Source organism: Leptotrichia sp. oral taxon 417 (genome assembly GCF_013394865.1).
Taxonomy (GTDB): domain Bacteria; phylum Fusobacteriota; class Fusobacteriia; order Fusobacteriales; family Leptotrichiaceae; genus Leptotrichia; species Leptotrichia wadei_A.
Genome location: NZ_JABXYV010000005.1, coordinates 1 through 14,685, shown reverse-complemented (window position 1 = coordinate 14,685; position 14,685 = coordinate 1). Strand labels below are relative to the sequence as shown.

19 protein-coding genes are annotated in these 14,685 nt (G+C 29.5%); 4 read left to right on the top strand and 15 right to left on the bottom strand.

Features of this window, described 5'->3' with window-relative positions; genetic code table 11:
- Positions 1–92: 92 nt before the first annotated feature.
- From HW276_RS11605 to HW276_RS11585, 5 genes are all read right to left on the bottom strand, one after another.
- Positions 93–401: a tyrosine-type recombinase/integrase gene (locus HW276_RS11605; RefSeq protein WP_178938624.1), complete on the bottom strand. Its 309-nt coding sequence runs from the start codon at positions 399–401 to the stop codon at positions 93–95.
- Positions 398–709, bottom strand: a complete 312-nt coding sequence (locus HW276_RS11600; RefSeq protein WP_370464651.1) for a tyrosine-type recombinase/integrase — start codon at positions 707–709, stop codon at positions 398–400. Before HW276_RS11600 ends, HW276_RS11605 begins: the two co-directional genes overlap by 4 nt.
- A 266-nt stretch (positions 710–975) precedes the next feature.
- Positions 976–2,139 (bottom strand): hypothetical protein, encoded by a 1,164-nt coding sequence (locus tag HW276_RS11595; RefSeq protein WP_178938620.1) that lies wholly within the window; start codon positions 2,137–2,139, stop codon positions 976–978.
- Positions 2,140–2,326: 187 nt separating this feature from the next.
- Positions 2,327–2,488: a hypothetical protein gene (locus HW276_RS11590; protein WP_178938619.1), complete on the bottom strand. Its 162-nt coding sequence runs from the start codon at positions 2,486–2,488 to the stop codon at positions 2,327–2,329.
- Positions 2,489–3,202: 714 nt separating this feature from the next.
- On the bottom strand, positions 3,203–3,379 hold the full coding sequence (locus HW276_RS11585) for a hypothetical protein (RefSeq protein ID WP_178938618.1): 177 nt from the start codon (positions 3,377–3,379) through the stop codon (positions 3,203–3,205).
- A 260-nt stretch (positions 3,380–3,639) separates the two neighbouring features.
- On the opposite strand from HW276_RS11585, the gene HW276_RS11580 reads away from it, so the two are divergent.
- Both HW276_RS11580 and HW276_RS11575 read left to right on the top strand, forming a co-directional pair.
- On the top strand, positions 3,640–5,631 hold the full coding sequence (locus tag HW276_RS11580) for a plasmid recombination protein (RefSeq protein ID WP_178938617.1): 1,992 nt from the start codon (positions 3,640–3,642) through the stop codon (positions 5,629–5,631).
- A 3-nt stretch (positions 5,632–5,634) separates the two neighbouring features.
- Positions 5,635–5,952, top strand: coding sequence for a hypothetical protein (locus HW276_RS11575; RefSeq protein ID WP_178938616.1), 318 nt, complete (start codon positions 5,635–5,637; stop codon positions 5,950–5,952).
- Between the two features lie 28 nt (positions 5,953–5,980).
- Here HW276_RS11575 and HW276_RS11570 read toward each other — a convergent pair whose 3' ends face one another.
- The 7 genes from HW276_RS11570 to HW276_RS11540 form a co-directional block, all read right to left on the bottom strand.
- A complete protein-coding gene (locus HW276_RS11570; protein WP_178938615.1) occupies positions 5,981–6,202 on the bottom strand; it encodes a hypothetical protein in 222 nt (73 codons plus the stop codon).
- A gap of 562 nt (positions 6,203–6,764) precedes the next feature.
- Positions 6,765–6,929 carry a hypothetical protein gene (locus tag HW276_RS11565; RefSeq protein ID WP_178938614.1) on the bottom strand — a complete coding sequence of 55 codons (165 nt, stop codon included), beginning with the start codon at positions 6,927–6,929 and terminating at the stop codon, positions 6,765–6,767.
- Positions 6,910–7,413, bottom strand: a complete 504-nt coding sequence (locus HW276_RS11560) for a hypothetical protein (protein WP_178938622.1) — start codon at positions 7,411–7,413, stop codon at positions 6,910–6,912. Before HW276_RS11560 ends, HW276_RS11565 begins: the two co-directional genes overlap by 20 nt.
- Before the next feature lie 20 nt (positions 7,414–7,433).
- A complete protein-coding gene (locus HW276_RS11555; RefSeq protein ID WP_178938621.1) occupies positions 7,434–8,159 on the bottom strand; it encodes a site-specific integrase in 726 nt (241 codons plus the stop codon).
- Positions 8,160–8,319: 160 nt separating this feature from the next.
- Entirely contained in the window at positions 8,320–9,483 is a 1,164-nt protein-coding gene (locus HW276_RS11550; protein ID WP_178938620.1) for a hypothetical protein, read from the bottom strand.
- 187 nt (positions 9,484–9,670) lie between these two features.
- Complete coding sequence (locus tag HW276_RS11545) at positions 9,671–9,832, bottom strand: hypothetical protein (RefSeq protein ID WP_178938619.1); 162 nt, start codon at positions 9,830–9,832, stop codon at positions 9,671–9,673.
- A gap of 714 nt (positions 9,833–10,546) precedes the next feature.
- The gene (locus HW276_RS11540) at positions 10,547–10,723 is read right to left on the bottom strand and encodes a hypothetical protein (RefSeq protein WP_178938618.1); all 177 of its coding nucleotides are present in this window, start codon (positions 10,721–10,723) and stop codon (positions 10,547–10,549) included.
- A 260-nt stretch (positions 10,724–10,983) separates the two neighbouring features.
- Here HW276_RS11540 and HW276_RS11535 point away from each other — a divergent pair, with 260 nt between their 5' ends.
- Complete coding sequence (locus HW276_RS11535) at positions 10,984–12,975, top strand: plasmid recombination protein (protein WP_178938617.1); 1,992 nt, start codon at positions 10,984–10,986, stop codon at positions 12,973–12,975.
- 3 nt (positions 12,976–12,978) lie between these two features.
- Positions 12,979–13,296, top strand: coding sequence for a hypothetical protein (locus HW276_RS11530; protein ID WP_178938616.1), 318 nt, complete (start codon positions 12,979–12,981; stop codon positions 13,294–13,296).
- A 28-nt stretch (positions 13,297–13,324) separates the two neighbouring features.
- Here HW276_RS11530 and HW276_RS11525 read toward each other — a convergent pair whose 3' ends face one another.
- The 3 genes from HW276_RS11525 to HW276_RS11515 form a co-directional block, all read right to left on the bottom strand.
- On the bottom strand, positions 13,325–13,546 hold the full coding sequence (locus HW276_RS11525) for a hypothetical protein (protein WP_178938615.1): 222 nt from the start codon (positions 13,544–13,546) through the stop codon (positions 13,325–13,327).
- A 562-nt stretch (positions 13,547–14,108) separates the two neighbouring features.
- Complete coding sequence (locus tag HW276_RS11520; RefSeq protein ID WP_178938614.1) at positions 14,109–14,273, bottom strand: hypothetical protein; 165 nt, start codon at positions 14,271–14,273, stop codon at positions 14,109–14,111.
- The coding region (locus HW276_RS11515) for a hypothetical protein (RefSeq protein WP_178938613.1) at positions 14,254–14,685 on the bottom strand (432 nt) is incomplete at its 5' end. The genes HW276_RS11520 and HW276_RS11515, both read right to left, overlap by 20 nt.

Sequence of the window (14,685 nt, the reverse complement as noted above, 5' to 3'; positions counted from 1 at the left end):
ATAATTTTCTTGATCTAAAAATTCAACATCATTTGCAAATGCTAAAAATCTTTTTTTTTCTCTACATTTCATAATTTTTTTCCTACTTTCTGCTATAATCCTAGCTTTTTATTAAATTCGACAGTTTTTTCAAAAAATTTAGAACTTGCATATTTCAGATAAATTGCCGTGTTTGCTATGTTTTTGTGTCCTAGCAATCTTCTCACATATTCCAAATCCGCACCAGCATCTAACATATTAATAGCACGAGTATGTCTGAATGTATGTGTATGTACTTTATCTCTGCTTATGTTAATATCGTTATAATTATCTGCGTTTATTTCTTCAACAATTCTTATAAGGTGTCTGTTTAACGTTCTGTCTGTCATTTTCTTGATTTTCGTGATTTTTGTTTTCTTCACGAAATGATAATTATTGCAGATATAATCATCATCGCACAAGTATGTTCTTTGCGAAACTCTTCAATTTCATTTTTCAAATTGTCGCTGATTAGAACTTCTTTTGTTGCTTTTTCATTTCTTTGTTTTAAGTTTTTGACTTTGACAATGTTTATTTTTTTTCTTTTATCATAAAAAATATCTTTAAATTTAAGATTAAGCACTTCATTTACTCTTCCCGCCGTTTCGTAAAGCAATCTGTATATAATTCTTTCGCTATCACTTGCTTTTTCAAAAATTTCTTGCAACTCATCTTCATAAAAATACTTTATATTTCGCTATTATTTGTTTTTTTCTTTTTCGCAACAGTAACATCTGTAACATTTTTCATTTTTTGTCAACAATTTCAGCTTCAACAATTTCAAAATTTTTTTCCATTCCCCCCCCTTTGCTTTTTTGACTGATTTTATTATTTTCAGTCATATTATATCTCATTTTAGAAAAAAAATCAAATTTTTTTAAAAATTTTTTATCAAAATCGTGTCCTTTTTTCTCCTTTTTGTCTGAAAGTAGTTATTTTCAGTCATCAAGGATAACGTTAAAAAGTTCTTTTTAACTGATATTTTTTGTTAAATTCTTCAAAATTCGTGTATTGTTCTAGCCTTTCAAATGCAACAAAACTTTTTTTATCGTACCTTTTGCAAAACATCGTATTTACGTAAGCGTTTTTCTTGTCTCTTGTGATATAGCAGTATCCTCCCCCTACCGCCATTTTGTATTCTTCAAGTTGCATTTTGTCTACTTCAATAAATGTTTCTGTTTCCTGTTCCGTTGTTTCTGTTTCTACCTTAGCCTGTTGTTCTAATCGCATTCTCAACTCCTTGATTGTTTTTTCTTGTTCCTTGATTATTTCGTCTTGTTTTTGTTTAATTCTTTCAAGTTCTTTTACCTTGCTTTCTGTTTCTTCTTCTACGTTTTTGCCTTGATTGTTATATTCTTTCAACGCTTTTTCAAAATTTTCTCCCTTGTAAAAAAGCGTTTGTCTCCCTGTATACTTTCCATTTTTTGTTTTTTTTCCTTTGTAAAATCCTAGAAGTGCGAAGATTTTCAACTTCAAATCGTCTTCATCTTCTTTTCTTTTGAAGTCTGTTTTTTCTTTCGCAATATAGTAACTCATTGTTTTTTCTTGCCATTCATCGCTAATTTTGTTTTTTCCAAAAATAGCCATACCGCCATTGCTTGTTGTGTTCCAAACCGCTTTGATTGACTTTTGCGATAATCTTTTATTTATCTGCAAGATTGCGTGCCAATGGGGGTTAAATTTTCCGTTTTTCACTTCTATTTCTTCGCTTATAATAACATTAAATTTTTTTTCTATTTTTTTCATTTCTTTGATAAAATCAAAGACTTCGCTTTTCATTTCTTCTGCCTTTTCTGTTACGTTCGATTTGTTCACTTCTTTGTTGCTTTTTGTTAATATTACGTGTACGTACTTCATTCCTTTTTTCTTTGAGTTCTGCAATACATATTCAGTTTTTTTCCTGTTTTCGTTTTTCTTCCTGCGATTACATCGTAAACAGAATGGATCGTGGCAGTTGTAATGTTTCCCCTTTCCGTCTGTTCCTTTCACTACTTCTCCGCATCGCATTGTCTTTTCATAACTTAATCGGAAAAGTTCATTGCCTGTTGCCTCCCATAGTTCTTCATAAATTCCTGCGATTTTCCTGTTGAGTATCCTTACTTCATCATCTTTCATTGCCATTTTTCTACACCTAATAAAACAAAAAAGTCAAAACTCTTTTCTAAAGACTTGACTTTTGTTAAATTACGCTGTATAATAATTATACAGTAAAACAAAAAAGTCAAGAAGGAAAAGTTATTTTATAAAGGCCCTGTCAAAGCATTCATAAATAACTTTTTTTCTTTTATATTCAATTTTTTCTTTTCTGTTATTCCTTTCGTTCATTTAATTTATTTTTATTTGAATTATACTCTGCAATCTCTTTAAAGTCAATAGTTACGAGCATTTTTAAAGTATCAAAAATCAATAAAAGTCTTGATTTTATTGTGTTAAAATCTTTTAAAAAAATTTTTTCATTTTTCTTTTTCAAACTCTTTTTTTCAGTCTTTTGTACTTACAATCTTCATTTCAATTTCTTATTTGTACCTACAATCTTGTTTCCATTTTTTCTCTAATTTCATTTTTTTCATTCTAAGAAAATTCAGATCCTCTTTTTGCCCCATCGCCTGCTATATATATATAAAATTCCAGGCCCTTTTCCAAATGCTTACTAATGCCCTGAAAATCGGCATTTCAGACGTTTCAAAATTCCAAAAAAAATTGCATTTTTTCAAGTGTTCGAGGTGTTATTCGGCTTCTAAATTGTCTCAAAGCCCCATTTTTCATTTGTTCCCAATGTTTTTACGTTTGCAAAAAAATGCAATTTTATCCTTTATGTTTCCTTTGTTTAATTAAATTGAAATTGATTTTTTGAGTATTTTCATAAAAATTCTAAGATTTTAAAATGTTTTTATTTTCATCTGAAAAATGGCTTTTTTGCTTGAATTTACTTGCTTTTTTGGTATTTTCATAAAAAAATAAAATTTCTGATTTTTGGATCTTTGCAGTTTTTAGCACCTTTCAAGTGTTCTAGGTGTCATCTGACTTCTGAATTGTCTCAAAGCACCATTTTTTCTATGTTTGCATTGATTTTACACTTGCGAAAAAATGCAATTTTTCTGATTTCTTTCATCTGAAAATTTTTGCAGTTTTTTGTGTTCTAGGTGTCATTTAACTTCTAAATTGTCTCAAAGCCCTATTTTTCCTATGTTTTCATAACTTTTTCATCTGCAAAAAAATGCAATTTTCTGATTTTTGCACTTTCAATATTCTTCGCTTCTTTGATGATTTCATCTACACTTTTATAATTATATTGTTTCTCTATAACTTTTTCAATAATTTTTGTGTGTTTTCTTGTCTTGATTTTAATAGTCAAGAACACGAAAAGGTGCTTTAATACAGGGTTTGAGTTAAATACACAGTTTATTTTGAAAATGTTGGCAAAAACTGTGTTTTAATGTAAAATAAAATTAGAAAAAATGAAATGCATAAATTTTAAATCTTATGTGTTTTGAAAGGAGAAAAAAAAGAAAACGATGATAATTAAATGGGGTCAAGGGGTGATAATCCCTTGCTCCGAGTATTGTGCTTTGCCAATACTCATAGGGAGTTATTAATTATTAAGTAAAGGAGAGGTTTTATATGAGCAACGGAAGTTATTCGATCCACATTTCAGGAAGAAAACATTCTATAAAAAATAAAAAAAATTTAGTGAGTTTTTATAATCATATTTTGAGAGTGTATCAGGAGAAAAAAGGCACTTATGATAAAGATAAGATTGTTGAATTAATTGAAAACCCCTGTAAAAGTGCTAAGGATTACATAAAAGTTTTCAATAATTCCTTTCTTGAGGAAGTTTCAGAATACAATGATAAACAAAAGCGTAAAGATAGGAAAATTGATGATTATTTCAAGCACGTTGAGGCTTCTGATAAGGATGTGGCTGTTGAAATAATCATACAAGTTTCAGACCAGTATTATTGGAAAGAGAACCCTGATAAGAAAAAGTTTATGGAAAGTGTCTATAGAGAGCAAATTAAGGATTTTAAAGAGAAATTTCCTGATTTTATTATAACTAATGCAATGCTGCATCTCGATGAGGCAAGTCCACATCTTCACGTTTTAGGTATTCCAAAGGCTACTGGTTATAAAAGGGGGATGTCTTCCCAATGTGCTAAAAGTAAAATTTTTACTCCAGAAACTTTGGAAAAAATGCAAAAAGAAATGAGAGAAAATGCTTTGGTTTCAATGCGGAAATTTGCTGATCCTGATTTTAATTTTAAAGAAAAGGAAAAAGGTCGTAATTTTGATTACAGCAAGGAAAAAATTATTGAATTAAAAACTAATAATGATAAAATAAATCAAGTTAATAATGATTTGAAGTCTGATATTATGGAAAATTTTAATGAAATTGATGAGATTTCTCGCCAAATAGAAAAATTTAGGAAAAATTTTTTCTATAGGATTTTTCATAATTTGCCTGATTTGAGGGATAAACTGGATAAAAAAGAAAAAAAATTAATTAGTAATATTGATTGGCTGGTCCAAAATCATTTGAAAAAATTAAGCCGTAATTTCTCAAGTATGGATGAATTCCTTGAGGGGTTTCCTGTTATTGATTTTGAGGGGATTAGGAAAAGTGCTGAACGTGATTTTTATAGAGAAACTTATTTGGAATTTAAGCAATCAAAGAAAGATGACTTGATTTCGGAACTGGCCGAAAAAGAAAAAACTAAAAAATCTAATATTGAAAAGGCTGTTGATTTGGCTGTGAAAGAACTTGCGAGAACTCCTGAAATTTATAATAAAGTTGTTGAGATTAAGAAAAAGGAAATTGAGAATAATCCTAGTGAACTTGAAGATCTTATGAAAGAAGTAGAAAAGCAGCTTTTCCAATTTTATTCAGATTTGATTAGGAATTCTGATAAAGATTTCTTTAAGAAAAGGCGTAGTCAAATTAAAAACGAAGTTGTCTTAGAATTGAAAGATGAGATAAAAAAAACAGTTGATACAAGTGAATTTAGGAAACAAGCCATTGATGAATACAGGAAATCAGAGATTGAAAGGGAATTGTCAGAGCCTGAAAAAACTGAAATTAACAAGGAAATTTTAAAAATTAAGGTTAATGAAGCTCTTGGAAATCCAAGCAATGAAATCATTGAAAAAGTAAATCAGGAAGTAAAGGAAAGGCTTGTTGAAATGAAATTTGATGAAAAAATTAATTCAATGGATTATGAAATTGATGTAAATAATGCCATAGAAGAGGGTATAAAGGCTTCTGCTGAAAAAAATTTAGCTGCTGGTAGTCTTATGGCTGATAAGATTATAAAGGTCGCCCACGAGGCTATAAACCGTTATACAGATATTAGTAATTCTGATAAGATTATAAAAGAAGTGTTGTTTGAGGGTCAAGTTAAACCAGCCCTTGAAATTGTCAGTATGGGGTGTGGTATTGAGGATATGGCTAAATCCGATCCCAAGATTTTCCGTGATGTTGTTTCTAAAATAAAAGAAAAAATCCAAAAAATTGCCGATTATTTTGGAATAGATGTGGTATTTCGAGGTAAGGATATTCAGAAGTATAAGCATATGCAACCAGTAAAAATTAAGGAAAAATCTATAATTAAGGAGTAAAATATGCAAAAATATGATAATTTAAGTTTAGATGAAATTGAAAAAAAAGTGCTTAAAATTTATGATAAAATCAAGAAAAAGCAAGATTTTGATGTGAAAACTACTAAGGAATTATTGAATGTTTACGAGGAATGTGTCAACAAATATCAAAAGAAAGTGCAGCTTGAAATTCAAACGTGTGACGAGAAATTGGCTAAATTAAGAACTAAGATGAGAGAAACTAAGAAATATTACAAAGCACGTGAAAAGGAAAATAATGATTTGGAGTTAAAACGTGTGATTATTGCTCATATAAATGATAATTTAAAACTCAACAAATAGAGCGTTATATAACGCTCTATTTATTATCTCAACTTCTTCCTTTAACTTCTGTTTTATTTTTTTTGTCATCTTTCTTTGGCAAACGGGCCACTTCTTTCATTAAATCAGTTTTTTCAGCTTTTTTCTTTTTAGCCTTTTCTTCCTCAAGTTCATTATTTTTAATTTCAGCCTCTCCTTGATTAGAAAAATCTCTATTTCCAACACCAAAAATCAAATTACCTTTTTCATCTTTTTTTCTTTCTATACTCATTTTTTCTCCTTTTTTTGATTATTTTAGCAAAAAATTATATGCTTGTCAAAAATTAATTAAAGCCTTTAAAATTAATGAGAAACCTGTCAGCAAACTTGCTGACAGGCAAAAGGAGGACATTAGGCAAGAATTTAACTGCTATTCTTGACAGTTAAAAATCAAGAATAACACGATCATAACTGTCAAAACAGTCAAATCCCAATTTGCCATTCGAACCACCCCCATTCACAATGAAATGTAGTATCAAGGTTGCGAAGCCTTGACGGATAATTATAGCATAAAAAAAAGCCCTATTCAATGAATAGAGCCATTTTCTCGCATATTTACTACATTTACACCGTGAACGGTATTTTTTTTCAAAATTATTATATCATTTTTAAAAATAAAATGCAAGAGAAACAAAACCGTCATATTGCCCATACGTCCGTTTCTGACGTCTTCTCAATCAAAGCCGACCTATTCCTTGCCTTACCCCTCTTCCTTGCGAGTATGGACGTTTTTGGAGCATTTTAAAGCCTTTCCAATTAATCTAAAAGCCTGTTTTTGTCTCACAGGATTGTTTTTAAGCACGTTTCGACCCTAAGTCGATATTTTTATCGCCTTGCCTTACTCTCTTGCCTGTACGGTCATCTATGAAGCAATTCCTTGCCTTGTCCTGTTTCCTTGCCTGTGCTTCCTTTTTAAAAATTAAAAGCAAGTATTTAAAGTCATATAGCCGTTTTTTCATTTGTTGTTATCAAATTACAAAATATTCTTCTTTGTTTTTTATTCGCTTTTTCAGTTCTTTTAATAAGTCTTTCTGCAAAAATTTCAAACAATTCTTCGTAAGTTATATTGTCTTTTTTGGTTAATTTTTTTGCTTCATATTTCAAATGTTCGTCTTCAATTTCTGTTGCAAATTTGTCATTAAGTTTTTTAAATTCACTGTTTTCACGTGTTTTTGAAAAATCTATGTTTCTAAAACTTCTGTAGTTTAAGAATGCAGAAATTACAGTACTTGCATCGTATTTAAAATTAAAATCATATACTTCTTTTTCAAATTCAGAAAATACGACTGTTAAAAATCTTGTTAAGTCTGTATCGTTAATTTCAATTTCTAACATTTCTTCCCAGCCTTCAATCATCGCAACAACAGAAATATAATTTTCTTGATCTAAAAATTCAACATCATTTGCAAATGCTAAAAATCTTTTTTTTTCTCTACATTTCATAATTTTTTTCCTACTTTCTGCTATAATCCTAGCTTTTTATTAAATTCGACAGTTTTTTCAAAAAATTTAGAACTTGCATATTTCAGATAAATTGCCGTGTTTGCTATGTTTTTGTGTCCTAGCAATCTTCTCACATATTCCAAATCCGCACCAGCATCTAACATATTAATAGCACGAGTATGTCTGAATGTATGTGTATGTACTTTATCTCTGCTTATGTTAATATCGTTATAATTATCTGCGTTTATTTCTTCAACAATTCTTATAAGGTGTCTGTTTAACGTTCTGTCTGTCATTTTCTTGATTTTCGTGATTTTTGTTTTCTTCACGAAATGATAATTATTGCAGATATAATCATCATCGCACAAGTTATGTTCTTTGCGAAACTCTTCAATTTCATTTTTCAAATTGTCGCTGATTAGAACTTCTTTTGTTGCTTTTTCATTTCTTTGTTTTAAGTTTTTGACTTTGACAATGTTTATTTTTTTTCTTTTATCATAAAAAATATCTTTAAATTTAAGATTAAGCACTTCATTTACTCTTCCCGCCGTTTCGTAAAGCAATCTGTATATAATTCTTTCGCTATCACTTGCTTTTTCAAAAATTTCTTGCAACTCATCTTCATAAAAATACTTTATATTTTCGCTATTATTTGTTTTTTTCTTTTTCGCAACAGTAACATCTGTAACATTTTTCATTTTTTTGTCAACAATTTCAGCTTCAACAATTTCAAAATTTTTTTCCATTCCCCCCCCTTTGCTTTTTTGACTGATTTTATTATTTTCAGTCATATTATATCTCATTTTAGAAAAAAAATCAAATTTTTTTAAAAATTTTTTATCAAAATCGTGTCCTTTTTTCTCCTTTTTGTCTGAAAGTAGTTATTTTCAGTCATCAAGGATAACGTTAAAAAGTTCTTTTTAACTGATATTTTTTGTTAAATTCTTCAAAATTCGTGTATTGTTCTAGCCTTTCAAATGCAACAAAACTTTTTTTATCGTACCTTTTGCAAAACATCGTATTTACGTAAGCGTTTTTCTTGTCTCTTGTGATATAGCAGTATCCTCCCCCTACCGCCATTTTGTATTCTTCAAGTTGCATTTTGTCTACTTCAATAAATGTTTCTGTTTCCTGTTCCGTTGTTTCTGTTTCTACCTTAGCCTGTTGTTCTAATCGCATTCTCAACTCCTTGATTGTTTTTTCTTGTTCCTTGATTATTTCGTCTTGTTTTTGTTTAATTCTTTCAAGTTCTTTTACCTTGCTTTCTGTTTCTTCTTCTACGTTTTTGCCTTGATTGTTATATTCTTTCAACGCTTTTTCAAAATTTTCTCCCTTGTAAAAAAGCGTTTGTCTCCCTGTATACTTTCCATTTTTTGTTTTTTTTCCTTTGTAAAATCCTAGAAGTGCGAAGATTTTCAACTTCAAATCGTCTTCATCTTCTTTTCTTTTGAAGTCTGTTTTTTCTTTCGCAATATAGTAACTCATTGTTTTTTCTTGCCATTCATCGCTAATTTTGTTTTTTCCAAAAATAGCCATACCGCCATTGCTTGTTGTGTTCCAAACCGCTTTGATTGACTTTTGCGATAATCTTTTATTTATCTGCAAGATTGCGTGCCAATGGGGGTTAAATTTTCCGTTTTTCACTTCTATTTCTTCGCTTATAATAACATTAAATTTTTTTTCTATTTTTTTCATTTCTTTGATAAAATCAAAGACTTCGCTTTTCATTTCTTCTGCCTTTTCTGTTACGTTCGATTTGTTCACTTCTTTGTTGCTTTTTGTTAATATTACGTGTACGTACTTCATTCCTTTTTTCTTTGAGTTCTGCAATACATATTCAGTTTTTTTCCTGTTTTCGTTTTTCTTCCTGCGATTACATCGTAAACAGAATGGATCGTGGCAGTTGTAATGTTTCCCCTTTCCGTCTGTTCCTTTCACTACTTCTCCGCATCGCATTGTCTTTTCATAACTTAATCGGAAAAGTTCATTGCCTGTTGCCTCCCATAGTTCTTCATAAATTCCTGCGATTTTCCTGTTGAGTATCCTTACTTCATCATCTTTCATTGCCATTTTTCTACACCTAATAAAACAAAAAAGTCAAAACTCTTTTCTAAAGACTTGACTTTTGTTAAATTACGCTGTATAATAATTATACAGTAAAACAAAAAAGTCAAGAAGGAAAAGTTATTTTATAAAGGCCCTGTCAAAGCATTCATAAATAACTTTTTTTCTTTTATATTCAATTTTTTCTTTTCTGTTATTCCTTTCGTTCATTTAATTTATTTTTATTTGAATTATACTCTGCAATCTCTTTAAAGTCAATAGTTACGAGCATTTTTAAAGTATCAAAAATCAATAAAAGTCTTGATTTTATTGTGTTAAAATCTTTTAAAAAAATTTTTTCATTTTTCTTTTTCAAACTCTTTTTTTCAGTCTTTTGTACTTACAATCTTCATTTCAATTTCTTATTTGTACCTACAATCTTGTTTCCATTTTTTCTCTAATTTCATTTTTTTCATTCTAAGAAAATTCAGATCCTCTTTTTGCCCCATCGCCTGCTATATATATATAAAATTCCAGGCCCTTTTCCAAATGCTTACTAATGCCCTGAAAATCGGCATTTCAGACGTTTCAAAATTCCAAAAAAAATTGCATTTTTTCAAGTGTTCGAGGTGTTATTCGGCTTCTAAATTGTCTCAAAGCCCCATTTTTCATTTGTTCCCAATGTTTTTACGTTTGCAAAAAAATGCAATTTTATCCTTTATGTTTCCTTTGTTTAATTAAATTGAAATTGATTTTTTGAGTATTTTCATAAAAATTCTAAGATTTTAAAATGTTTTTATTTTCATCTGAAAAATGGCTTTTTTGCTTGAATTTACTTGCTTTTTTGGTATTTTCATAAAAAAATAAAATTTCTGATTTTTGGATCTTTGCAGTTTTTAGCACCTTTCAAGTGTTCTAGGTGTCATCTGACTTCTGAATTGTCTCAAAGCACCATTTTTTCTATGTTTGCATTGATTTTACACTTGCGAAAAAATGCAATTTTTCTGATTTCTTTCATCTGAAAATTTTTGCAGTTTTTTGTGTTCTAGGTGTCATTTAACTTCTAAATTGTCTCAAAGCCCTATTTTTCCTATGTTTTCATAACTTTTTCATCTGCAAAAAAATGCAATTTTCTGATTTTTGCACTTTCAATATTCTTCGCTTCTTTGATGATTTCATCTACACTTTTATAATTATATTGTTTCTCTATAACTTTTTCAATAATTTTTGTGTGTTTTCTTGTCTTGATTTTAATAGTCAAGAACACGAAAAGGTGCTTTAATACAGGGTTTGAGTTAAATACACAGTTTATTTTGAAAATGTTGGCAAAAACTGTGTTTTAATGTAAAATAAAATTAGAAAAAATGAAATGCATAAATTTTAAATCTTATGTGTTTTGAAAGGAGAAAAAAAAGAAAACGATGATAATTAAATGGGGTCAAGGGGTGATAATCCCTTGCTCCGAGTATTGTGCTTTGCCAATACTCATAGGGAGTTATTAATTATTAAGTAAAGGAGAGGTTTTATATGAGCAACGGAAGTTATTCGATCCACATTTCAGGAAGAAAACATTCTATAAAAAATAAAAAAAATTTAGTGAGTTTTTATAATCATATTTTGAGAGTGTATCAGGAGAAAAAAGGCACTTATGATAAAGATAAGATTGTTGAATTAATTGAAAACCCCTGTAAAAGTGCTAAGGATTACATAAAAGTTTTCAATAATTCCTTTCTTGAGGAAGTTTCAGAATACAATGATAAACAAAAGCGTAAAGATAGGAAAATTGATGATTATTTCAAGCACGTTGAGGCTTCTGATAAGGATGTGGCTGTTGAAATAATCATACAAGTTTCAGACCAGTATTATTGGAAAGAGAACCCTGATAAGAAAAAGTTTATGGAAAGTGTCTATAGAGAGCAAATTAAGGATTTTAAAGAGAAATTTCCTGATTTTATTATAACTAATGCAATGCTGCATCTCGATGAGGCAAGTCCACATCTTCACGTTTTAGGTATTCCAAAGGCTACTGGTTATAAAAGGGGGATGTCTTCCCAATGTGCTAAAAGTAAAATTTTTACTCCAGAAACTTTGGAAAAAATGCAAAAAGAAATGAGAGAAAATGCTTTGGTTTCAATGCGGAAATTTGCTGATCCTGATTTTAATTTTAAAGAAAAGGAAAAAGGTCGTAATTTTGATTACAGCAAGGAAAAAATTATTGAATTAAAAACTAATAATGATAAAATAAATCAAGTTAATAATGATTTGAAGTCTGATATTATGGAAAATTTTAATGAAATTGATGAGATTTCTCGCCAAATAGAAAAATTTAGGAAAAATTTTTTCTATAGGATTTTTCATAATTTGCCTGATTTGAGGGATAAACTGGATAAAAAAGAAAAAAAATTAATTAGTAATATTGATTGGCTGGTCCAAAATCATTTGAAAAAATTAAGCCGTAATTTCTCAAGTATGGATGAATTCCTTGAGGGGTTTCCTGTTATTGATTTTGAGGGGATTAGGAAAAGTGCTGAACGTGATTTTTATAGAGAAACTTATTTGGAATTTAAGCAATCAAAGAAAGATGACTTGATTTCGGAACTGGCCGAAAAAGAAAAAACTAAAAAATCTAATATTGAAAAGGCTGTTGATTTGGCTGTGAAAGAACTTGCGAGAACTCCTGAAATTTATAATAAAGTTGTTGAGATTAAGAAAAAGGAAATTGAGAATAATCCTAGTGAACTTGAAGATCTTATGAAAGAAGTAGAAAAGCAGCTTTTCCAATTTTATTCAGATTTGATTAGGAATTCTGATAAAGATTTCTTTAAGAAAAGGCGTAGTCAAATTAAAAACGAAGTTGTCTTAGAATTGAAAGATGAGATAAAAAAAACAGTTGATACAAGTGAATTTAGGAAACAAGCCATTGATGAATACAGGAAATCAGAGATTGAAAGGGAATTGTCAGAGCCTGAAAAAACTGAAATTAACAAGGAAATTTTAAAAATTAAGGTTAATGAAGCTCTTGGAAATCCAAGCAATGAAATCATTGAAAAAGTAAATCAGGAAGTAAAGGAAAGGCTTGTTGAAATGAAATTTGATGAAAAAATTAATTCAATGGATTATGAAATTGATGTAAATAATGCCATAGAAGAGGGTATAAAGGCTTCTGCTGAAAAAAATTTAGCTGCTGGTAGTCTTATGGCTGATAAGATTATAAAGGTCGCCCACGAGGCTATAAACCGTTATACAGATATTAGTAATTCTGATAAGATTATAAAAGAAGTGTTGTTTGAGGGTCAAGTTAAACCAGCCCTTGAAATTGTCAGTATGGGGTGTGGTATTGAGGATATGGCTAAATCCGATCCCAAGATTTTCCGTGATGTTGTTTCTAAAATAAAAGAAAAAATCCAAAAAATTGCCGATTATTTTGGAATAGATGTGGTATTTCGAGGTAAGGATATTCAGAAGTATAAGCATATGCAACCAGTAAAAATTAAGGAAAAATCTATAATTAAGGAGTAAAATATGCAAAAATATGATAATTTAAGTTTAGATGAAATTGAAAAAAAAGTGCTTAAAATTTATGATAAAATCAAGAAAAAGCAAGATTTTGATGTGAAAACTACTAAGGAATTATTGAATGTTTACGAGGAATGTGTCAACAAATATCAAAAGAAAGTGCAGCTTGAAATTCAAACGTGTGACGAGAAATTGGCTAAATTAAGAACTAAGATGAGAGAAACTAAGAAATATTACAAAGCACGTGAAAAGGAAAATAATGATTTGGAGTTAAAACGTGTGATTATTGCTCATATAAATGATAATTTAAAACTCAACAAATAGAGCGTTATATAACGCTCTATTTATTATCTCAACTTCTTCCTTTAACTTCTGTTTTATTTTTTTTGTCATCTTTCTTTGGCAAACGGGCCACTTCTTTCATTAAATCAGTTTTTTCAGCTTTTTTCTTTTTAGCCTTTTCTTCCTCAAGTTCATTATTTTTAATTTCAGCCTCTCCTTGATTAGAAAAATCTCTATTTCCAACACCAAAAATCAAATTACCTTTTTCATCTTTTTTTCTTTCTATACTCATTTTTTCTCCTTTTTTTGATTATTTTAGCAAAAAATTATATGCTTGTCAAAAATTAATTAAAGCCTTTAAAATTAATGAGAAACCTGTCAGCAAACTTGCTGACAGGCAAAAGGAGGACATTAGGCAAGAATTTAACTGCTATTCTTGACAGTTAAAAATCAAGAATAACACGATCATAACTGTCAAAACAGTCAAATCCCAATTTGCCATTCGAACCACCCCCATTCACAATGAAATGTAGTATCAAGGTTGCGAAGCCTTGACGGATAATTATAGCATAAAAAAAAGCCCTATTCAATGAATAGAGCCATTTTCTCGCATATTTACTACATTTACACCGTGAACGGTATTTTTTTTCAAAATTATTATATCATTTTTAAAAATAAAATGCAAGAGAAACAAAACCGTCATATTGCCCATACGTCCGTTTCTGACGTCTTCTCAATCAAAGCCGACCTATTCCTTGCCTTACCCCTCTTCCTTGCGAGTATGGACGTTTTTGGAGCATTTTAAAGCCTTTCCAATTAATCTAAAAGCCTGTTTTTGTCTCACAGGATTGTTTTTAAGCACGTTTCGACCCTAAGTCGATATTTTTATCGCCTTGCCTTACTCTCTTGCCTGTACGGTCATCTATGAAGCAATTCCTTGCCTTGTCCTGTTTCCTTGCCTGTGCTTCCTTTTTAAAAATTAAAAGCAAGTATTTAAAGTCATATAGCCGTTTTTTCATTTGTTGTTATCAAATTACAAAATATTCTTCTTTGTTTTTTATTCGCTTTTTCAGTTCTTTTAATAAGTCTTTCTGCAAAAATTTCAAACAATTCTTCGTAAGTTATATTGTCTTTTTTGGTTAATTTTTTTGCTTCATATTTCAAATGTTCGTCTTCAATTTCTGTTGCAAATTTGTCATTAAGTTTTTTAAATTCACTGTTTTCACGTGTTTTTGAAAAATCTATGTTTCTAAAACTTCTGTAGTTTAAGAATGCAGAAATTACAGTACTTGCATCGTATTTAAAATTAAAATCATATACTTCTTTTTCAAATTCAGAAAATACGACTGTTAAAAATCTTGTTAAGTCTGTATCGTTAATTTCAATTTCTAACATTTCTTCCCAGCCTTCAATCATCGCAACAACAGAAAT